The sequence below is a fragment of the Streptomyces sp. NPDC110618 genome (assembly GCF_055657065.1).
In genome coordinates, this window is the sequence record NZ_JBVKBN010000002.1 from 577,418 (window position 1) to 597,386 (window position 19,969).

Annotated in this window: 21 protein-coding genes, 1 tRNA gene and 1 riboswitch; of the genes, 7 read left to right on the forward strand and 15 right to left on the reverse strand. The window is 69.1% G+C overall.

From position 1 onward, the window contains the following. Window positions 1-36: 36 nt before the first annotated feature. The gene (locus ACZ7L7_RS05820) at window positions 37-1,488 is read right to left on the reverse strand and encodes a DUF445 domain-containing protein (protein ID WP_472074999.1); all 1,452 of its coding nucleotides are present in this window, start codon (window positions 1,486-1,488) and stop codon (window positions 37-39) included. A 216-nt stretch (window positions 1,489-1,704) separates the two neighbouring features. Here ACZ7L7_RS05820 and ACZ7L7_RS05825 point away from each other — a divergent pair, with 216 nt between their 5' ends. Further along, a complete protein-coding gene (locus tag ACZ7L7_RS05825) occupies window positions 1,705-3,069 on the forward strand; it encodes an SGNH/GDSL hydrolase family protein (protein WP_285510837.1) in 1,365 nt (454 codons plus the stop codon). Between the two features lie 21 nt (window positions 3,070-3,090). On the opposite strand, the gene ACZ7L7_RS05830 is transcribed toward ACZ7L7_RS05825, so the two are convergent. The 4 genes from ACZ7L7_RS05830 to ACZ7L7_RS05845 form a co-directional block, all read right to left on the reverse strand. After that, window positions 3,091-3,804 (reverse strand): DUF1707 SHOCT-like domain-containing protein, encoded by a 714-nt coding sequence (locus ACZ7L7_RS05830; protein ID WP_472075001.1) that lies wholly within the window; start codon window positions 3,802-3,804, stop codon window positions 3,091-3,093. Window positions 3,805-4,063: 259 nt separating this feature from the next. Beyond that, window positions 4,064-5,023 carry an ABC transporter ATP-binding protein gene (locus tag ACZ7L7_RS05835; RefSeq protein WP_472075003.1) on the reverse strand — a complete coding sequence of 320 codons (960 nt, stop codon included), beginning with the start codon at window positions 5,021-5,023 and terminating at the stop codon, window positions 4,064-4,066. Between the two features lie 6 nt (window positions 5,024-5,029). Continuing rightward, the gene (locus tag ACZ7L7_RS05840; protein ID WP_472075103.1) at window positions 5,030-5,794 is read right to left on the reverse strand and encodes an ABC transporter permease; all 765 of its coding nucleotides are present in this window, start codon (window positions 5,792-5,794) and stop codon (window positions 5,030-5,032) included. Window positions 5,795-5,876: 82 nt separating this feature from the next. Further along, on the reverse strand, window positions 5,877-6,677 hold the full coding sequence (locus ACZ7L7_RS05845; protein WP_285511287.1) for an ABC transporter permease: 801 nt from the start codon (window positions 6,675-6,677) through the stop codon (window positions 5,877-5,879). Between the two features lie 204 nt (window positions 6,678-6,881). On the opposite strand from ACZ7L7_RS05845, the gene ACZ7L7_RS05850 reads away from it, so the two are divergent. After that, window positions 6,882-9,239, forward strand: coding sequence for a transglycosylase domain-containing protein (locus tag ACZ7L7_RS05850; RefSeq protein ID WP_285510834.1), 2,358 nt, complete (start codon window positions 6,882-6,884; stop codon window positions 9,237-9,239). A gap of 10 nt (window positions 9,240-9,249) precedes the next feature. Here the strand turns inward: ACZ7L7_RS05850 and ACZ7L7_RS05855 are convergent, their stop codons facing one another. From ACZ7L7_RS05855 to ACZ7L7_RS05865, 3 genes are all read right to left on the reverse strand, one after another. Continuing rightward, window positions 9,250-9,570, reverse strand: a complete 321-nt coding sequence (locus ACZ7L7_RS05855) for a DMT family transporter (protein ID WP_453602826.1) — start codon at window positions 9,568-9,570, stop codon at window positions 9,250-9,252. A 35-nt stretch (window positions 9,571-9,605) separates the two neighbouring features. Next, a riboswitch (guanidine-III (ykkC-III) riboswitch) is annotated at window positions 9,606-9,673 on the reverse strand. 52 nt (window positions 9,674-9,725) lie between these two features. Next, window positions 9,726-10,028: a GroES family chaperonin gene (locus ACZ7L7_RS05860; protein WP_205615585.1), complete on the reverse strand. Its 303-nt coding sequence runs from the start codon at window positions 10,026-10,028 to the stop codon at window positions 9,726-9,728. A 94-nt stretch (window positions 10,029-10,122) separates the two neighbouring features. Further along, on the reverse strand, window positions 10,123-10,452 hold the full coding sequence (locus ACZ7L7_RS05865) for a DUF3618 domain-containing protein (RefSeq protein ID WP_453602828.1): 330 nt from the start codon (window positions 10,450-10,452) through the stop codon (window positions 10,123-10,125). A gap of 93 nt (window positions 10,453-10,545) precedes the next feature. Between ACZ7L7_RS05865 and bcp the strand changes: the two genes are divergently transcribed. The 4 genes from bcp to ACZ7L7_RS05885 all read left to right on the forward strand — a co-directional run bounded on the left by bcp (window position 10,546) and on the right by ACZ7L7_RS05885 (window position 12,568). Continuing rightward, complete coding sequence (gene bcp / locus ACZ7L7_RS05870; RefSeq protein ID WP_472075006.1) at window positions 10,546-11,013, forward strand: thioredoxin-dependent thiol peroxidase; 468 nt, start codon at window positions 10,546-10,548, stop codon at window positions 11,011-11,013. Window positions 11,014-11,152: 139 nt separating this feature from the next. After that, window positions 11,153-11,806 (forward strand): HNH endonuclease signature motif containing protein, encoded by a 654-nt coding sequence (locus ACZ7L7_RS05875; protein ID WP_472075008.1) that lies wholly within the window; start codon window positions 11,153-11,155, stop codon window positions 11,804-11,806. Further along, window positions 11,803-12,465 (forward strand): HNH endonuclease signature motif containing protein, encoded by a 663-nt coding sequence (locus tag ACZ7L7_RS05880; RefSeq protein WP_453602854.1) that lies wholly within the window; start codon window positions 11,803-11,805, stop codon window positions 12,463-12,465. The genes ACZ7L7_RS05875 and ACZ7L7_RS05880 overlap by 4 nt, the downstream gene beginning before the upstream one ends. A gap of 20 nt (window positions 12,466-12,485) precedes the next feature. Continuing rightward, a tRNA-Leu gene (locus ACZ7L7_RS05885) sits at window positions 12,486-12,568 on the forward strand. A gap of 40 nt (window positions 12,569-12,608) precedes the next feature. On the opposite strand, the gene rdgB is transcribed toward ACZ7L7_RS05885, so the two are convergent. The 4 genes from rdgB to ACZ7L7_RS05905 all read right to left on the reverse strand — a co-directional run bounded on the left by rdgB (window position 12,609) and on the right by ACZ7L7_RS05905 (window position 14,828). Next, window positions 12,609-13,211: an RdgB/HAM1 family non-canonical purine NTP pyrophosphatase gene (gene rdgB, locus ACZ7L7_RS05890; RefSeq protein WP_472075010.1), complete on the reverse strand. Its 603-nt coding sequence runs from the start codon at window positions 13,209-13,211 to the stop codon at window positions 12,609-12,611. A 10-nt stretch (window positions 13,212-13,221) separates the two neighbouring features. Beyond that, window positions 13,222-13,623 (reverse strand): hypothetical protein, encoded by a 402-nt coding sequence (locus tag ACZ7L7_RS05895; RefSeq protein WP_285510829.1) that lies wholly within the window; start codon window positions 13,621-13,623, stop codon window positions 13,222-13,224. Between the two features lie 142 nt (window positions 13,624-13,765). Then, window positions 13,766-14,503, reverse strand: coding sequence for a ribonuclease PH (rph, locus tag ACZ7L7_RS05900; RefSeq protein ID WP_285510828.1), 738 nt, complete (start codon window positions 14,501-14,503; stop codon window positions 13,766-13,768). 91 nt (window positions 14,504-14,594) lie between these two features. Then, the gene (locus ACZ7L7_RS05905) at window positions 14,595-14,828 is read right to left on the reverse strand and encodes a PTS sugar transporter subunit IIB (RefSeq protein ID WP_093720813.1); all 234 of its coding nucleotides are present in this window, start codon (window positions 14,826-14,828) and stop codon (window positions 14,595-14,597) included. A gap of 128 nt (window positions 14,829-14,956) precedes the next feature. Here ACZ7L7_RS05905 and ACZ7L7_RS05910 point away from each other — a divergent pair, with 128 nt between their 5' ends. Further along, window positions 14,957-16,258: a PTS transporter subunit EIIC gene (locus ACZ7L7_RS05910; RefSeq protein WP_285510827.1), complete on the forward strand. Its 1,302-nt coding sequence runs from the start codon at window positions 14,957-14,959 to the stop codon at window positions 16,256-16,258. On the opposite strand, the gene ACZ7L7_RS05915 is transcribed toward ACZ7L7_RS05910, so the two are convergent. From ACZ7L7_RS05915 to ACZ7L7_RS05925, 3 genes are all read right to left on the reverse strand, one after another. Beyond that, window positions 16,251-17,411: a glycosyltransferase gene (locus ACZ7L7_RS05915; protein WP_285510826.1), complete on the reverse strand. Its 1,161-nt coding sequence runs from the start codon at window positions 17,409-17,411 to the stop codon at window positions 16,251-16,253. The two genes, ACZ7L7_RS05910 and ACZ7L7_RS05915, sit on opposite strands and share 8 nt — an antisense overlap. Before the next feature lie 3 nt (window positions 17,412-17,414). Continuing rightward, window positions 17,415-19,517 carry a peptidase domain-containing ABC transporter gene (locus tag ACZ7L7_RS05920; RefSeq protein ID WP_453602839.1) on the reverse strand — a complete coding sequence of 701 codons (2,103 nt, stop codon included), beginning with the start codon at window positions 19,515-19,517 and terminating at the stop codon, window positions 17,415-17,417. An 89-nt stretch (window positions 19,518-19,606) separates the two neighbouring features. Continuing rightward, window positions 19,607-19,819, reverse strand: a complete 213-nt coding sequence (locus ACZ7L7_RS05925) for a hypothetical protein (RefSeq protein WP_285510824.1) — start codon at window positions 19,817-19,819, stop codon at window positions 19,607-19,609. Between the last annotated feature and the right edge of the window lie 150 nt (window positions 19,820-19,969).

Consider the following 19,969-nt stretch of genomic DNA (forward strand, 5'->3'; position numbering starts at 1 on the left):
GCTTATGCGCCCGAAGTCGTCAGCAGCGACCCGGCGTCACGCCCCGAACGCCCGGGACACCGTGTAGATGAGCAGTCCGGCGAGGGAGCCGACCACCGTGCCGTTGATCCGGATGAACTGCAGGTCCCGGCCGATGTGCGCCTCGATCTTCCGGGTGGTGTGCTCGGCGTCCCAGCTCGCCACGGTGTCCGTGATCAGGGAGGTGATCTCCTTGCGGTAGGTGGTGACGACGTAGACCGCGGCGCCCTCCACCCAGCTGTCGACCTTGCCCTGGAGCTTGGGCTCCACCGCCATCCGGGCGCCCAGCGACAGCAGCGAGGCGCGTACCCGCAGCCGCAGTTCGCTGCGCTCGTCCTCGGCCGCCGAGACGATCATGGACCGTACGGCCGTCCAGGCGGAGGCGATCAGGTCCTGCACCTCGCCCCGGCCGAGCACCTCGCCCTTGAGCCGCTCCACGCGGGCCCGGGTGTCGGTGTCGGACTGCAGGTCGGAGGCGAAGTCGGTGAGGAAGCGGTCCAGGGCGCCGCGCGCCGGGTGCGAGGGCATGTCGCGCATCTCGGTGACGAAGCGCAGCAGTTCCTTGTAGACGCGCTCGCCGACCCGCTTGTCGACGAAGCGGGGGGTCCAGCCGGGGGCGCCGCCCTGGACGGCGGCCATGACCTGCTCGTCGTGCAGGACCAGCCAGTCGTGGGCCCTGGAGACGACCAGATCGACCACGCGCTTGTGGCCGCCGTCGGCCACCACCTTCTCCAGCATCTTGCCGATGCCGGGGCCGATCTCCTGGGCGTCGGCCCGCCGGGTGATCGCCTCCCCTACGACCGCCTGGACGTCGGAGTCCCGCAGCACGGTCAGCGCGCCCCTGAGGGCGGCGGACAGTTCGGCGGTCACCCGGTCGGCGTGGTCGGGGACGGCGAGCCAGGCACCGAGTCTGCTGCCGATGCCGACGGAGCGCAGGCGCTGGCGCACGACGTCCTCGGAGAGGAAGTTCTCGCCCACGAACTCGCCGAGGGAGACGCCGAGCTGGTCCTTCTTGGTGGGGATGATCGCGGTGTGCGGGATGGGGATGCCGAGGGGGTGGCGGAAGAGGGCGGTGACGGCGAACCAGTCGGCCAGCGCGCCGACCATGCCGGCCTCCGCGGCGGCGGCGACGTAGCCCGCCCAGGCGCCGGCGCCCTGGTGCTCGGCCCAGGTGGCGAGGACGTAGACGACGGCGACGAAGAGGAGCAGGCCGGTCGCGGTGAGCTTCATCCGGCGCACCCCGCGCTGCTTCTCGCGGTCGGCGGCGCTGAACGTCGTCATCGCACGGACGGCCGAGGCGGGGACGCCGTTGGGATTGGCCGGACCGTCCCGCCGGGCATGATCCTCTACGCCGGAAGGATCCGAATCCCCTGAATCCCCCGGAGAACCCGGAGAACCCGGAGAACCCGGAGAACCCGGAAGACCCGAAAGATCCGAAGCCTCTGTTTCGCCCGTTTCCGATCGTTCCATCCGCTCCACCCGTTCACCGTCCCGTACTCATTGTCCCTTCCTGACCGACTCCTGGAACGAAACGAGAGTTCCCGACGTCTGTCCGGTGGGGGGAGCACACTGGGGAACTCCACGGCCCAATGGGGGGTCAGTTCATGCCCCCCTGATCTCATGACGCATCATGAGATGATCACAGCGGAGCCTCGGGCTCCCTTCGCCCGAGGAGACACACACCGCATGACCAGGCGTGTTGCTGGGGGTGTGGGGGTGTCCCCCACAAAACACCGCGCCCTGTTGTCCGCCGTCGTCGCCCTGATCGTGGGGCTGTCCGCGGCGATCTACATCACCGTCGGCGCCGACAACGGCAGCGCCCGGGGCCCCGCGCTGGCCAACGGGAACACCCCGCGCAACCAGGCCGCGCCGGTCTCCACCGGCACCTGGGTCGGCACCTGGTCGGCCTCGCCGGGCGCCGCGGAGCCGGGCACCGAGGTCGACGGGATGGCGGGCCGCTCGGTGCGCAATGTCGTCCACACCTCGGTCGCCGGTACGAGCGCCCGGGTGACGCTGTCCAACCTCTACGGCCAGTCCCCGCTGACGATCACCCACGCCTCGCTGGCCGTCGCGACCGGGTCGGACACGGCCGAGGCGCTGACGGACACCATGCGGCGGCTCACGTTCGGCGGGGACACCACCGTCGTCATCCCGCCGGGCGGGCAGGTGCTCAGCGACGCCGTACGGGTGCCGGTGCCCGCGGACACGGACGTGCTGGTCACGACGTACTCCCCGACCCCGTCCGGGCCGGTCACCTACCACCGGCACGCCCGCCAGACGTCCTACGTCGCCCAGGGCGACCGGACCGAGGACGCGACCGGGACGGCGTACACGGAGAAGGTGGGCGTCTGGCGGTACCTGACCGCGCTGGACGTGCTGTCGAAGGACGCCGACGGCACGATCGTGGTCCTCGGCGACTCGCTGACCGACGGGATCACCTCCACGTCGGGGGCCAACCGGCGCTGGACGGACGCCCTGGTCCGGCGGCTGCGCGCGGCGCAGGCGGCCGGGGAGGACGTGCCGCGCTACGGCGTGGCCAACCAGGGCATCAGCGGCAACCGCATCCTCACCGGCGGCCTCGGCCGCCCCGCGGACAACCCCAGCGGCCTGGACCGCTTCGGGCGCGACGTCCTGGACCGTACGAACGTCAAGGTCGTCATCGTCGTCCTCGGCGTCAACGACATCCTGCGCGACCCACAGGCCGCCGACCCCAACCGCGTCATCGGCGGACTGCGCACGATGGTCGGCCAGGCCCACGCCCGCGGCCTGAAGGTCATCGGCGCGACGCTCATGCCGTTCGGCGGCCACCGCGGCTACACGGACGCCCGCGAGTCGGTCCGCCAGCAGATCAACTCCCGGATCCGCTCGGGCGAGGTCTTCGACGAGGTCGTCGACTTCGACAAGGCCCTGCGCGACCCGTACGACCCCCGCAAGCTCCGCTCCGAGTACGACTCCGGCGACCACCTCCACATGAGCGACCGCGGCTACGAGCGGATGGCTCAGACGGTGGACCTGAAGTCCCTGAAGGGTTCGGCACCGGCACGGCTGTAAAGCCCTCAGCAGGGCACTCCCTCAGTCTTCGTCGCCGTACGGCCTGTGATGCGACCCGTGTTTGTCCAGGGCCTGACGCTGCTCGGTCCGGAGCTTCTCCTGGCGGCGTTCCTCACGCAGCCGGCGGCGTTCGGCCCTGGGGAGCTTGCGTTCCACACCCACGCCGCCCCAGAAGGCGAAGCCGGTGATGATGACCCGCGGGGCGCCCGGGTCGCCCGGGACGCCGTCCTCACGCTGGTCGAAGCCGCCCATGATGCCGATGCCGCGGGTGGAGACCTCGACGCCGGGCGGGACAATGATGTTGACGCCGCCCATGATCGCGACGCAGTTGATCACGACCTCGCGGTCCGCGAAGTTCGCCTCGCGCAGGTCGATCTCGCCGCCGCCCCAGAAGGCGAAGCAGTTGAAGCGGCGCGGCACGGTCCAGCGGCCCTTGCGCTCGAAGCCGGACATGACCGCCACGCCCAGCGTGGACGTGCCCTCGCCGCCGGTGATACGGCTCGCCCAACTGCCGTCGGTTTCCGGCCCCTTCACCAGGTTGACGGTGCCCGCGACCGGCAGGTCCCGGGTGATCGGGGTGAGTTCCCCGTACGTACGCGCCTTGTACGTGGCGTCCAGCCGTTCCCCGAACTCCTCCATGTCGAGCCGCCCCTCGGCCAGGGCTTCCCGCAGGATCTCGGCGACCCGCTCACGATCGGCGTCGGATGCTCGAAGCTCAGGGAGTTCCTCGGTCATGCGTTCAGCCTACGAGTTCCATGGGCCCCGCACTATGCGGTCGCCGGGTCCACGTCCATCCGCCGCCACACGGTGGCATCGCCCACGCGCACCCGCCCCTCCCCAAAGGCCCCGCCCACGCGCACCCGCCCGTCCACAAAGGCCCCACCCACGCACATCCGCCCCCACCCGGTGACCCCGTCCACGCGCACGCGCCCCTCCCTGGCACCCCGCCCACGCGCATCCGCCCCACGGAATCCCCGCCCACGCGCACCCGCCCCTACGCCGTCGCCTTGTCCGCGTACATCCGCGCGATCACGGCCTCGATGTCCGGCTCGCGCACCGAGAGGTCGACCAGTGGGTACTCCGCCGCGATCCGGGACACCAGCCCCGCCGCCGGCTCGCCCGCCGGGAACGCCAGCCATTGCCGGGGCCCTTCCGTGCGGACCACCCGGGCCGCCCCGCCCACCTCGATCGGCGGCAGTTCGCGTTCCAGGTCCACCACCAGGATGCGCTCGCTGCCGCCCGCCTCGTGGAGTCCGGCGAGGGTGCCGTCGTAGACCATGCGGCCGTGGTCGATGACCATCACCCGGGAGCAGAGCTGCTCGATGTCCTGGAGGTCGTGCGTGGTCAGCAGGACCGTGGTGCCGCGGTCGTGGTTCAACTCCCGCAGGAATTCCCGGACCTTGGCCTTCGAGATCACGTCCAGGCCGATCGTCGGCTCGTCCAGGTACAGCACCTCCGGATCGTGCAGCAGCGCCGCCGCGATGTCGCCGCGCATCCGCTGGCCGAGGGAGAGCTGGCGTACGGGGACGTCCAACAGGTCGCCCAGTTCGAGGAGTTCCACACAGCGGTCGAGGTTCTCGCGGTAACGGCCGTCGGGGATGCGGTACATGCGGTGCATCAGCCGGTAGGAGTCGATCAGCGGCAGGTCCCACCACAGGGTGGTGCGCTGCCCGAACACCACCCCGATCCGGTGCGCCAGCCGCCTGCGCTCGCGCGAGGGATCGATCCCGGCGACCCTGAGCCGCCCCCCGCTCGGCGTCAGGATCCCCGTCAGCATCTTGATCGTCGTCGACTTGCCCGCGCCGTTCGGCCCGATGTACCCCACCATCTCGCCGCGCGCCACAGTGAAGGAGATCGAGTCCACCGCCCGCACCTGCCGCCGCTCCCGCTTCAGGAACCCGGTCCTGCGGCGCACCTCGAAGACCTTCTCGACCCCGTCCACCTCGATGAACATCCGCCCTCAGCTCCCCGTGCTCCGATACGCCCGCAAGCCCGACCGCCACACCAGCCCCGCCACCACCGCGAACCCCGCCGCCACCAGCGGCGGCGCGAAGGCCGCCCCCTCCGGCAGCCCCAGCGGATACGGCCGCCCCAGCACATAGGCGGCCGGCACCCAGTTCACGAAGGCCAGCGGCAGCATGTACGTCACCGAGCGGACCAGTTCCGTCCCGAACACCGTGGGCGGGTACTGCAGCAGCGTGCTGCCGCCGTAGGTGAACGCGTTCTGCACCTCCGCCGCGTCCTGCGCCACGATCTGGAAGGCCGCGCCCGCCACGAACACCGAACCGAAGATCACCGCACCGCCGATCACCGTCACCGGCACCAGCAGCGCCTTCGCCGCCGTCCACTCCACATCGACCGCGAACAGCGCCCAGGCCAGCACCAGCGTGCCCTGGGTGATCCTGCCCAGGCGGCGCAGCGCGAACTGGTCGGCGCCGACCTGCGCCAGCACCGGCACCGGCCGCACCAGCAGCGTGTCGAAGGAGCCGTCCCGAATCCGGGCGCCCAGCGCGTCCATCGAGCCGAGCAGCAGGTCCGCGAGGCCGAACGCGGTCGCGACCAGGCCGTACAGCAGGGCGACCTCGGGCAGCGTCCAGCCGCCGAGCGTGTCGACCTGCGAGAACATCAGCAGGATCCCCACGAAGTCCAGGCCGGTGATCAGCAGGTTGCCCACCACCGTGAGCGCGAAGGAGGTGCGGTAGGCCGTCGTCGACCGGATCCACATCCCCGCGATCAGCCGGTACGCCCGAAGCCCCTCCCCCAGCCGCGTCGGCTCGGCACCCCGCACCACCACCCGCCGCGTCGGCTCAGCCACCCTGCACCACCACCCGCCGCGTCGCCGCCGCCTGCAGCAGCCGCCCCAGCGCCAGCAGCACCACCGCCCAGCCCGCCTGGAAGGCGTACGCCGACCACAGCGAGGTCTCCCCCATCAGCACATCCGCCGGGACCTGCAGCTGCGCCGCCCACGGCAGCGCCCGCACCACGGCCCCGATCTCCTCCGGGAAGGCGTTCAGCGGCAGGACCATGCCGGAACAGAAGACCCCCGCGATCATCACCGTCTGGTTGATGCCCCGGTCGTCCATCAGCCAGAACATCGCCAGCGCGGCCAGGTAGCGGATCGCGAAGCTCACCACCATCGCCAGCGCCACCGCGACCGTGAACGCCGCCCAGGTCGCGGCCGACCGGGGCAGCGCCATGGTGAAGAACACCGCCCCGAACGTGAAAGGAATCACACCGCGGCCCAGCAGCTGGAACACCGAACGGCCCAAGTCGCCCGCCAGCCACCACAGTTGGAGATCGGCCGGCCGGTACAGATCGACCGCGATCTCCCCGGTGCGGATCCGGGACATCAGCTCCTTCTCGGCACCGCCGCCCTGGATCGCCAGCGTCGCGTACAGGGCCTGGCCCAGCCAGGCGTACGTGACGGCCTGCGCCTGGTCGTACCCGCCGAGGTGCGGCTTCTCGTCCCACAGCGCCAGGTAGGTGTAGACGAGGATCACCCCGAAGACGGTGTTGGTGAACACCCCGGCGGCGGTCGCCGCCCGATACGTCGCGTATCGTCTGAAACCCCCCACCGCGACGGTCCCGTACAACCGGCCGGAACCCAGCACCACAACCCTCCCCGGCCCTCGCGCGTCAAAGCGCAGGAGCCTAACGCCCAGGCAGTGACCCACGCCACGCGTTTTCCGTTGCCGAAGCGTGCCGTGGATCCGGGAACGGAACGCATGGTGCGAGAGTCTTCAACGGGGGGCGCAGAACGCGTACGAGGTCGTACGGGAACGTACGACGCGAAACAGGAGTCCAGGCACTAGATGAGCGACGAGCCGCAGCCGCAGGCAGAGCAGCCGAACGAGAAGCCCAAACGGCCCAAGCGGACCGGCTGGCGACGGCTGGTCCCGACCTGGCGCATGGTGCTCGGCACTTTCGTGATCGGCACACTGCTCCTGGTCGGCCTCTTCTTCCTCGGCTACTCCATGGTCAAGATCCCGCCGGCCAACGCGCTCGCCACCAAACAGGCCAACGTCTTCCTGTACGCCGACGGCTCCCAACTCGCCCGGGACGGCAAGATCAACCGGGAGAACGTCGACCTCGCGCAGATCTCCAAGGAAGCCCGGTACGCCGTACTCGCCGCCGAGGACCGCGACTTCTACAGCGAGTCCGCCATCGACCCCAAGGCGATGGTGCGCGCCGGCTGGAACACCGCCACCGGCAAGGGCAAGCAGTCCGGCTCCACCATCACCCAGCAGTACGTGAAGAACTACTACCTGGCGCAGGAACAGACCGTCACCCGCAAGGTGAAGGAGTTCTTCATCTCGATCAAGCTGGACCGCGAGAAGCCCAAGGACGAGATCCTTGAGGGCTACCTCAACACCAGCTACTTCGGCCGCAACGCCTACGGCATCCAGGCCGCCGCACAGGCCTACTACGGCGTGGACGCCTCCGAACTCACCGCCGCCCAGGGCGCCTACCTGGCCGCGCTGCTCAACGCGCCCAGCCAGTACGACGTGGTCGCCCACCCGCAGAACAAGGCCGCCGCAAAGGCCCGTTGGGACTACGTCCTGGACGGCATGGTCAAGGAGGGCTGGCTGAGCGAGTCCGAGCGGGCGAAGGCGAAGTTCCCGATGCCCAAGGAGGCGACGGTCCCCACCAACCTGTCGGGGCAGCGCGGTTACATCGTGCAGATCGTCAAGGACTACCTGATCGACAACCGGATCGTCGACGAGAAGGAACTGGAGCGGGGCGGCTACCGCATCACCACCACCCTCAGCAAGTCCAAGCAGGACGCCTTCGTCAAGGCCGTCAACGACCAGCTGATGGACAAGCTCGACCCCAAGGCCCGCAAGGTCGACTCCTACGTCCGCGCGGGCGGCGCCTCCGTCGACCCGAAGACCGGCAAGGTCGTGGCCCTGTACAACGGCATCGACTACATCAAGCAGTACACCCCGAACGCCACCCGCCGGGACTTCCAGGTCGGCTCCACCTTCAAGCCGTTCGTCTTCACCTCGGCCGTCGAGAACGAGGCCACCACCCAGGACGGCCGCACGATCACCCCCAACACGATCTACGACGGCACCAACAAGCGCTACGTCGAGGGCTGGCCCGGCGACCCCTACAACCCGGAGAACGAGGACCAGTACTCCTACGGCGACATCACCGTCCGCGAGGCCACCAACAAGTCGGTGAACTCGGTGTACGCGCAGATGGCCGTGGACGTCGGCCCCGAGAAGGTCGAACAGACCGCGATCCAGCTCGGCGTGCCCCGCGACACCCCGAACATGGCCCCCTACCCGTCGATCGCGCTCGGCACCGCCACCGCCAGCGTCCTCGACATGGCGGAGGCCTACGCGACCCTCGCCAACCACGGCAAGCGCGGCACGTACACCATGATCGAGCGGATCACCAAGGACGGCTCCGACGTCATCGACCTGCCCAAGCGCAAGACCTCGCAGGCCGTCAGCCGGGCCGCCGCCGACACCACCACCTCGGTGCTGCAGAGCGTCGTGCAGTCCGGTACCGCCACCGCCGCGCAGTCCGCGGGCAGGCCCGTCGCGGGCAAGACCGGCACCGCGGAGAAGGACAAGGCCGCCTGGTTCGCCGGCTACACCCCGGAACTGGCCACCGTCGTCGCGGTGATGGGCCAGGACCCGGTCACCGCCGAGCACAAGCCGCTGTACGGCGCGATGGGCCAGGTACGCGTCAACGGCGGCGGGGCGCCCACGCAGATCTGGGCGCAGTTCACCAAGGACGCCCTCAAGGGCAAGCCGGTCACCGAATTCGACCTGGAACTCCAGGAGGGCGCCGACATCGTCCAGGCCCCGCCCACCCAGCCGGACACCGGCACCGACCCCGACGAGGACGAGGACGAGGGCGACAGCACGACCGGCGGCGACGAGACCGGCGGCCGGACCCCGGGCGCCGACGAGGGCCAGACCCAGGGCCAGACCGGCGGCGACACCACCACCGGCGGTACGACGGACGGCGGCACCGAGGGCGGTACGGCGGACGGCGGGACCACCGACGGGGGCGCCACGAACGGGGGCGGTACCGCGGACGGCGGCGGCACGGCGGACGGCGGCACCACCGACGGCGGCGCCACGAACGGGGGCGCCGACACCGGCGGCGGGACCACCGCCGGGACGACCCTGGGGACGCTGGGCAGACGGGACTGAGCCCGTACGGTCAGTGGCCGCCGGTCGCCTTCAGCCCCACCACGGCGACCAGCAGCAGACACACGAAGAAGATCCGCGCGGCGGTGACCGGCTCCCCCAGCACGGCCATGCCGACCACCGCCGCACCGGCCGCGCCGATACCCACCCACACGCCGTAGGCGGTACCGATCGGCAGGGAGCGGGCGGCGTAGGACAGCAGCAGCATGCTGGCGACGATCCCCGCACCGGTGAACAGACTGGGGACAAGGCGGGTGAAGCCGTCGGTGTACTTCATCCCGACCGACCAGGCGACCTCAAGCAGACCGGCGACGACAAGCAGCACCCAGGCCATGGAAACCTCCGCGAGACGGCGTGTGGGCGGACACGGATGCGTCGTCTTTGCCTTCACCCGGTACGGCGCGTCTCGTCGGGGCTGCCTCCAAAACTAGCAAAGAAAGCCGAAAAGGGGCCGGTGACAATGGCCACCAGCCCCTTGAAGGCGAACAATCACAGGTACAGGCCGGTCGAATCCTCGGACCCCTCGAACCGGTCGGCGGCCACGGCGTGCAGATCCCGCTCACGCATCAGCACATACGCGACCCCCCGGACCTCCACCTCGGCCCGGTCCTCCGGATCGAACAGCACCCGGTCACCGGGCTCCACCGTCCGTACGTTCTGCCCCACCGCCACGACCTCGGCCCAGGCCAGCCGACGGCCGACCGCCGCGGTGGCCGGAATCAGGATCCCGCCACCGGAACGCCGCTCGCCCTCGCTGGTGTCCTGCCGCACCAGAACCCGGTCGTGCAGCATCCGGATGGGCAGCTTGTCGTGTGGGGTGGTGTCGTTTCTGTTGGCGCTCACGCCTCGAACTTACCTGCCTTCGCCGCGTCCGTACGCCGCCGGGTCAGCGCTTGCGGCGCCGCGTGCCGGCGGTCAGCAGCCCCACCACGCCCACGACGAGCAGCGCGGCCGGGACAACCCGCTCCAGACGCGGCGCGCCGTCCTCGTTCACGAACCGCGCCTTCACGTCACTGACGACCCGGTTCACGTGCACATAGGCACGGCCGACCGTGTGATCAATATTGGAGACGACCTTGGCCTTCGCATCCCCGACGATCGTCTTCGGGTGGACCCGCACCCCGATCTCGTCCAGGGTCTCGGCCAGCAGCTCACGGCGGCGCCTGATGTCCGCCTCGATCTGCGCCGGGGTTCTGGTGTCCGACGTTTCCGCCACCGTTCGGCCTCCGAAGTCCGCTGATACTGATGCGGACAGTCTGTCAGCTCTGCGCCGCGCCGCACTGTCAGGACCCCCGGTTACGCTAGCGAGATGAGCGAGCGACTCCAGCCCGGGGACGTAGCCCCCGCCTTCACCCTCCCCGACGCCGACGGCAACCAGGTCTCCCTTGCCGACCACAAGGGCCGCAAAGTCATCGTCTACTTCTACCCGGCGGCCCTCACCCCCGGCTGCACGAAGCAGGCCTGCGACTTCACGGACAACCTCGACCTCCTGGCCGGCGCCGGCTACGACGTCATCGGCATCTCCCCCGACTCCCCGGAGAAGCTGGCGAAGTTCCGCGAGAAGGAGTCCCTGAAGGTCACCCTCCTGGCCGACCCCGACAAGAAGGTCACCGAGTCCTACGCCGCCTACGGCGAGAAGAAGAACTACGGCAAGACCTACATGGGCGTCATCCGCTCCACGATCGTCGTGGACAAGGACGGCAAGGTCGAACGCGCCCTGTACAACGTCCGCGCGACAGGCCACGTAGCCAAGATCATCAAGGACCTGGGCATCTGACCCCACACCCCTCCTACGGAACGGCCCGCACCGGCATCCCCCGGTACGGACCGTTCCGCATTTCGTGCGTGACTGTCCGATAAACGAGTCGTTACTCCATGCGAGCCACGAACAGGTGGCCGGAATGGAGGGGGGCTCGATGGCGGTCGGTGGATACACCAGGGAACGGCTGGAGGAGGCAGCCAGGGGAGCTCGGACACTGTCCGAGGCGTGCCAGAGGCTGGGAGTGGAGCCCAAGGGGTCGAAGCGCCGCTACGTCCACGAGCGAATGAAGAAGCTCGGGATCGACATCTCGCACTTCGAGCGCGAGGGGATCAAGTGGACACGACAGATCCTCGAACCTGTGGTCGCCCAGTCGTCCAGTGTCAATGAAGTACTCCGGCGCCTGGGACTGGACCCGGTCGGCGGACACCACACGAACATCTCCCGGCGCATCAAGGCGTACGGACTCGACACCTCGCACTTCACTCCCGTGGCCCGCACGGAACGGCAGCGGTACAACCAGCGCCGCCGGACGGCCGGGGAGATCCTCGTGGCGCAGGCCCCGGCACACGCCAGGCGGGTGCCGAGCAGCCGCCTCAAGCGGGCAATGCGTGAGCTGGGCGTGGAGGAGCGCTGCGCCCTGTGCGGGACGGAAGGCATGTGGCAGGGGCATCCGCTCCCTCTGGAGGTCGACCACATCGACGGCGACTGGCGGGACAACCGCATCACCAATCTGCGGCTTCTGTGCCCCAACTGCCATTCGACGACCGACCATTACCGGGGTCGCGGCAAGTGTCGGGCGGGACGATGAGTAGTGGCGTGCGGTACACCCGCGAGCGGCTGACGGAGGCTGCTGCGCAGTGCTCCTGCCTCGACGAGGTGATCGCCTTCTTCGGCACCCGGCCGTACGGCCATCTCCGCCGGTATCTCATGAGGCGGTTCGCTCACTTCGGCATCGACATCTCGCATTTCACTCCCTCCGGGAGGCTTCCCCGCCCCACACCCGAGGAGTTGAGCACGGCAGTCGCCGAATCCGTTTCACTCGCCGCTGTCCTTCGGCGGCTGGGGCGTCCCGACAGCCGTACGCAGCGAGCTCTCCTGCGCCAGTGGATCGCTGAGGACAAGATCTCCACGGCGCACCTCCTGGGGCAGGCACACCAGCGCGGCAAGCCAGGCCCGACCCCTGCCCGGCGGCCCGAGGACATCCTGGTCAAGCACGGCGGCAAGCGCCGGACGAGAACTGTGCTCCTGCGTCGGGCTCTCCGTGAAGTGGGCGTATCCGAGGAATGCGCGGGCTGCGGCACGGGGCCCGAGTGGCTGGGCAAACCCATGACACTGGAGATCGATCACATCAACGGGGACTGGAGCGACGATCGACGTGAGAATCTGCGACTGCTCTGCCCCAACTGCCATGCGATCACCAGCACCTGGTGCCGAGGGGGCGGACGGCGCCTCGGGCGGACAGGCTGACCGGTAGCATGGCCAGGCATGCGGCCGTGATGGAAGGGCAGACATGCGGCGCTTAGAACGCCGTGGGCGAGAGCCCGTGTGGGTTCGAATCCCACCGGCCGCACATGCAGGGGGCCACTCAGCCAGTGGCCCCCTGACTTCTGTTATCCCAACAGCTCCCGCATCACCGGCACCAACGCCCGGAACGCCTTCCCCCGGTGGCTGATGGCGTTCTTCTCCTCCGGGGTCAGCTCGGCGCAGGTTCGGGACTCGCCGTCCGGCTGGAGGATCGGGTCGTAGCCGAAGCCGTTGGTGCCGGAGGGGGTGTGGCGGAGGGTGCCTCGGAGTTGGCCCTCGACCACTTGCTCGCGGCCGTCCGGGAGCGCCAGGGCTGCCGCGCAGGCGAAGTGGGCGCCTCGGTGGGTGTCGGGGATGTCGGAGAGCTGGGCCAGGAGCAGGTTCAGGTTGGCCCTGTCGTCGCCGTGCTGTCCCGACCAGCGGGCCGAGAAGATGCCCGGGGCGCCGTTGAGGACGTCCACGCAGAGGCCGGAGTCGTCGGCGACGGCGGGCAGGCCGGTGGCGCGGGCCAGGGCGTGGGCCTTGAGGAGGGCGTTCTCGGCGAACGTCACCCCGGTTTCCTTGACGTCGGGGATGTCGGGGTAGGCGTCCGCGCCGACGAGGTCGTGGTCGAGGCCTGCGTCGGCGAGGATGGCCCTCAGCTCGGTGATCTTTCCGGCGTTGCGTGTGGCGAGGATCAGGCGGGTCATGCCCCCAGTATCAGGGGGTGCAGACCTTGGTGAGTTCGCCGGCGGCGTCGGTGACCGGGGTGAGGTCGGGGGTCTCGTCGCCGTTCTTGATGGCGGTGCGGACGTTGTCGACCGCCTTGGCGAGGTCGTCGACGGCCTTGCTGACGTCGGCGTTGTCGGTCTTGTCGGTGACCTCGTTGAGGTTGTCGTCGATGGAGTTGAGCGACTCGTCGATCTGCGTCGGGTCGTTGGAGGCGTTCTCGACGGCCTGCTGCAGGTCGGTGACGCTGTCGGCGACCGCCTCGGCGGTCTGGACGCAGTCCAGTGCCTTGCTGACGGCGTCGCAGCCGGTGGTCAGTCCCACGGTCAGCCCTACGGCCGCCACCGCGGCGACTACGGTGATACGGCTCCGACGGCGTCGGCTCGCGCGCATGCTGGTGTCCCTCCCGTGCTCAGGCCCTGTGTCAGGCCCCCGTGCCTGGCCGGGCGTACGAGGTTTCGTACGCCCGTACCCCTAGTGACGCGGGGGCGGTCGGCGTGGTTGCCCGTGCCGGACGCTGTGCTTGGTGCGTCCTTTACTTTTCCAGGACGGTACCAAGGGCCTCGCGCTGGTGGACAGCGAGTTCCGTGCAGCCCGAAACAGCCAGGTCCAGCAGGGAGTTGAGCTCCTCGCGGGCGAACGGTTCGGCCTCGGCGGTGCCCTGGACCTCGACGAAGCGTCCGTCGCCGGTGCAGACGACGTTCATGTCGGTGTCGGCGCGGACGTCCTCCTCGTAGCAGAGGTCGAGCAGGGGGACGCCGCCGACGATGCCGACGGAGACGGCGGAGACGGTGCCGGTGAGGGGCTGGCGGCCGGGCTTGATGAGCTTCTTGCCCTGGGCCCAGGCGACGGCGTCGGCGAGGGCGACGTAGGCGCCGGTGATGGCGGCGGTGCGGGTGCCGCCGTCGGCCTGGAGGACGTCGCAGTCGAGGACGATGGTGTTCTCGCCGAGCGCCTTGTAGTCGATGACGGCGCGCAGGGAGCGGCCGATGAGGCGGCTGATCTCGTGGGTGCGGCCGCCGATCTTGCCGCGGACGGATTCGCGGTCGCCGCGGGTGTTGGTGGCGCGGGGGAGCATGGAGTATTCGGCGGTGACCCAGCCCTCGCCGCTGCCCTTGCGCCAGCGCGGGACGCCTTCGGTGACGGAGGCGGTGCAGAGGACCTTGGTGTCGCCGAAGGAGACGAGGACGGAGCCCTCGGCGTGCTTGCTCCAGCCTCGTTCGATGGTGACGGGGCGGAGCTGTTCGGGGGTGCGGCCGTCGATGCGTGACATGGCGATGAGCCTAGTCCTCGTACGGAAGGGGCCCTTCCCGTGGTGGGAAAGGGCCCCTTTCGTGTGGGTCCGGGCTCGTGGGGAGCGCGGGTCACATCATGTCTTCGATCTCCGCCGCGATGGGGTCGGCGTCGGTGCCGATGACGACCTGGATCGCGGTGCCCATCTTGACGACGCCGTGGGCGCCGGCCGCCTTCAGTGCCGCCTCGTCGACGAGGGAGGCGTCGCTGACCTCGGTACGCAGGCGGGTGATGCAGCCTTCGACCTCTTCGATGTTGTCGATGCCGCCGAGTCCGGCAACGATCTTCTCCGCCTTGCTGGCCATTTCGGTCTCCTTACGCACAGTTGGCCCAACTTTACGAGCGATTGCGCCGTACGTACCGAAAGATGACGTCACAGCAACCCAATCGTCGGATAACTGGTCTACACCACCTGACAGGCGGTCGCCAACTGATGAATGCGCCCTCCGAGATCTCCCCGGCACGACAGCGCTGGCACACGGCGTTCCAGGGACTGCAGAAGATGGGTCGCAGCCTCCAGCTGCCGATCGCCGTGCTGCCGGCCGCGGGCATCCTGAACCGGCTGGGCCAGCCCGATGTGTTCGGTGACGACGGGCTCGGCTGGGACAACGTCGCGAAGGTGATGAACGGGGCGGGCGGCGCGCTGCTCGACGGCTCGCTCGGTCTGCCGCTGCTGTTCTGCGTGGGTGTCGCGATCGGCATGGCGAAGAAGGCGGACGGCTCGACGGCGCTGGCGGCGGTGGCGGGGTTCCTCGTCTACTTCAATGTGCTGCGCCAGTTCCCGGAGGACTGTCCGCCGGGCACGAAGGGGGTCCCCGGCATCGGCTGCCAGGGGACCGTGGACGGGACGGTCCAGGCGTTCACCTACCAGAACCCCGGCGTGTTCGGCGGCATCGTCATCGGGTTGCTCACGGCCTTCTTCTGGGCCCGCTACCACCGGACCAAGCTGGTGGACTGGCTGGGCTTCTTCAACGGCCGCCGTCTGGTGCCGATCATCATGGCGTTCGTCGCGATCGGTTTCGCGGCGCTGTGCCTGTGGATCTGGCCGCCGATCGGTGACGCGCTGGAGGACTTCAGCGACTGGCTGAGCGACGCGGGCTCGTGGGGTGCCGGCATCTTCGGTGTCGCGAACCGGGCGTTGCTGGTGATCGGGCTGCACCAGTTCCTGAACGTGCCCATCTGGTTCCAGTTCGGCACGTACACCAAGCCGGACGGCACCGAGGTGCACGGCGACATCAACATGTTCCTCGCCGGGGACCCGGACGCGGGGCAGTTCCTCTCCGGGTTCTTCCCGATCATGATGTTCGCGCTTCCGGCCGCGGCGCTGGCGATCACGCACACCGCGAAGCCGCACCGCCGCAAGGAGGTCGGCGGTCTGATGCTGTCGGTGGCGCTGACGTCGTTCGTCACCGGTATCACCGAGCCGATCGAGTACTCGTTCCTGTTCGTGGCGCCGGTGCTGTACGCGATCCACGCGCTGCTGACGGGTGTGTCGATGGCGGTGACGTGGGGGCTCGGGGTGCACGACGGGTTCAGCTTCTCCGCCGGCCTCATCGACTACATCATCAACTGGAATCTGGCGACCAAGCCGTGGGCGATCATTCCGATCGGTCTGTGCTTCGCAGTCGCGTATTACGTGATCTTCCGTTTCGCGATCACGAAGTTCGATCTGCAGACCCCGGGACGGGAACCCGAGGAGGAGGCGCGGGAGATGGAGCGGGACAACATCAGGTGACGGCCGGCTCGACGATCGAGTCGAGCATGACACGCAGACTCGTGAATGCCGCTCGTACCTCGTCGCCGCCACCGCAGCTCACCGCTGATCGGAAAGCGTCGGCGACCTCGTCGTAGCGCCCGCAGGCCAGAGCCAGCAGGGCTCGTAGCTCGGCGTGGCGGGCTGCGAGCCGCGGCCGCGCGGGGCCGGCCGCCAGCGCCGCCTCATCGAGGCCGTCCACCAGGGCGGACAGCCGAGCCAGCAGGACACCGCTGTCGACGAGGGTCCCGTAGTAGGCCGCTTCGGCGGCCCTGTCCGCTTGGCGCAGCACCGCCAGGCTGTCGTCCAGGCGGGCCCGGTCGCCGCTTCGCAGCGCCAGTTCGGCCAGCAGCGCGTACGACTCGTCCTCACGCTGGCGTTCGTACGCCGTCAGGCCGCTGTCGCCGTACCGGTCGATGGCGGCGCGCAGGTCCGAGTACGCGGTGGCGAGCGCCTCCGGGTGGGTGCCCCCCGCGGCCAGGACCTCACGCGCGGCGTAGAAGACCCAGGTCGGGTTGGCCGGCTCCTCCTGCCGGCAGCGGGCGATCAGGGCCGCGTCACGGTTGCGTTTGTCCCGGGCGGTGATGACTTCGGGGAGGTAGCCGTGGTGGATCAGCTCCACATCGAGTCCGACCGACCGGGGTGCGGTACCGTCGGGGTGGAAGGGCTGCTCATGGATCCGGCCCCGGAACCGCAGCGGGCTGTCCGTCCTCAGCATCCTGCGTGTCCGATCGTAACTGCCGCTTCCGTCGATGTTGACGATGCGCGGTGACAGGACGACGTCACGGCCGGCGCGCGCCTCGTCAACGTCGCGCAGGGCCTGCCGCAGCCGTGCACCATGACCGTCCCGCAGGCGTTCGTCGGCGTCGACAAACAGGATCCAGCCTTCGGTCACCTCGGTGAAGGCGTGGTTGCGCTGAGCGGCGAAGTCGTCGCGCCAGGGCCGCAGCACGGCCTCGAAGGGCAGACGAACCGCCTCGGCCGCCCTGTGCGCGGAGGCCACGGTGCCGTCGGTCGAGCCGGCGTCGATGAGGAGCACTTTGTCCACAGCGTCGGCGAGGGCTCGAACGGTCTCACCGATGCAGGCTTCCTCATCCTTGGTGAGGATGACGGCGGTGATGGTGGGGATGGTCATGGTTCACTTCCCGACGGCGATGATCGCGTCGAAGTCGGAATCGGGCACGTCTCGGTGGGAGACGAGCACATCGGCACCGGGGACGTCCCTGAGGTTCTTCCATATGCGCCGGAACGTGTCCTCGTCGATGCCGCTGAAGGTCTCGTCGAACAGCCGGACATGCGGTTCCCGCAGTACGGCTCGGGCCACCGCGAGCCGCTGGGCCTGGCCACGCGAGAGCTGACCGCCGTCCTCCTTCAGGAACTCGTCATAGCCACCGGGAAGCCTGTCCACCACCTCGTCGAAGCAGGCGATACGGCAGGCACGGTTGATGGCCTCCTGCGAGTGGTGGGTGCCCAGCGTCAGGTTCTCGCGGACGGTCGCGGCGACCAGGAGAGGCTCTTCCGGGACGTAGAGGATGTGCCGGGATCGCCGTGTCTCGTCCATGTGCCGGATCTCCTCCCCGCCTACGGTGACGCTGCCCGTGTGGTCGGCATGGAGGCCAGCGAGCACTTTCAGCAGGGTGCTCTTGCCTGCGCCATTGGGTCCCTGAATTAGGGCTCGTCCGTGGGCAGGCAGGTGGAAGCCGACATCCCGGAACACGGTTTCACCGGTGTGGGAGTAGGCGAAGGCGAGATCCTCGACGTGCAGTTCCGCACCCGGCGGAGCAGTCGCTTCGTCTGCTTCCTCGCCCTGGTCGGTCGCGGCACGGGCATCGTCACGCTGGGACATGATGTCGCGGTAGCGGCCGAGAGCGGCAGCCGCACGCTGCACCCGCACCTGGAGGGCGGCGAGATTCTCGGCCGACCCCAAGAAGTACCCGGACAGTGCGAGGAAGCTCATCAGTTGCCCCAGCGCGAGTGTGCCCCGGTCGACCTGCGCGGTGCCCAGCCAGGCGACGACGATGACGAAGATCCCCTGGTTGGCGATCTTCACCGTGCCACTGAGGTTGTCCAGCCTTCCCAGCCGCACCTCCGCGTCGACCAGCCGTCCCAGGGACCGGTCGAGCCGTTCGGTGGCGTAGTGCCGCTTGCCGTGCGCGGCAAGGTCCAGGTGGCCGCGCAGCAGGTTGTAAGCCTCCGCCTTGAGGGAGGAGTCGCGTTGCAGCGCCTCCTCCGCCTGTTCTCGCACAGCCGGATACAGCGCCCAGGTCGTGCATACGTCGATCACTGCCGACAGCAGGAGCACCAGGAACAGCGGCGGGGCGGAGACAGCGAGGTATGCGCCCGAGAACAGCACGGTGCAGAGGTCGATCGCCGCGCCGACCGTCAAGGTGGCGAGAAGGGACTGGATGGCCTGGACGTCGCCGAACCGGCTGACCAAATCTCCGGTCCTGCGCGTGGCGTAGAAGGAGAGCGGCAGCCGCATGAGCTTACGGATGTATGCCTGAGTGAGCCGCCGCTGCAGCGACTGACCGAGGGTGACGACCATACGGCCTCGGACGTACTGCAACAGCACGCCGCCCAGGACGACCAGCACGGCGCCCGCTGCGCCGACAGTGAGGCCCGAGACATCCCCTCTCGGCAGGTAGGTGTCCACCGCGGCCTGGAGGAAGAAGGTCGAGGCGGCGATCAGGAGGACGGACGTGGCGGCGGTCAGCAGCGCCACGGCCGCCAGACGCCCGCGGTACTCCGAGGCAAGCCGCCACAGCACGCTCTGGGCGCGGGTCTCCGCCAGTAGATGGCGCAGACCGACTCCACCGCCCGACGGCGCATCCGTGACCAGCACCTGGCCGCCGAATCGGCCGATGAAGGTCTCAAGCGTCCATACAGTGGGCCGGTAGACAGCCGGGTCGCTCACAAACAGCGTGCCGTCGGCCCGGACCTCGTGCACGACCACGAAGTGGGTCAAGCCGTCCTCGTGCAGCACGGCAAGCGCGGGCCCGGCGGCCGCGAACACCTTGAGCAGTTCATCGGGTCGTGGACGCAGCAGCAGCGACTCCACACCGTATCCGGCGAGCACGTCCCGCAGTCTGAGCAGTGAGGCGCCCGACTCGCCCAGCCCGACGGATTCGCGCAGCGTGGCCGTGTCGACCAGAACGCCATGTCGTTTCAGGAGAATCCGGGCGCAGGCCGGACCGCAGTCGGTGTCTCCTTCTTGGTGTGCGTGGTAGCGCTGCCACTTCATGCCGTAGGTTCCCCTGCCCGCGGTGCGTTTCAAGAGCCGTGCCCCGCTCCTCTGCGGAGCGGGGCACGGCGGACCTGTCAGGTCAGTGCTCAGAGCTTGGGGCCTTTGCCCTTGCACTCACGGCGGTAAAGAGCGATGTACTGCGAGGTGTCGGCGCTGCCGTACATGTCGAGTGCACCGGTGGTGATCTGGTTGTAGAGGACCTTGCACTGGGTCTTGGACATCGCGCCCCCGATCACCTGCGCTGCTTCATCTTCCCCGAGCAGAGAAACACCCATATTGCGAAGGTTCGCGAGACTCATAACTCTTCTCCCCTGTTGGTCAGTTGACGCCGTTTCATCGGCGACAGGTCTAGACAACCATCAGCCAAGGGCGTCTTTCAAGAAACAGAGGCCACAGCTACCGGAGAGTAGGATCACATTGCATCAGCACACGAGAAACGGAACCGATCG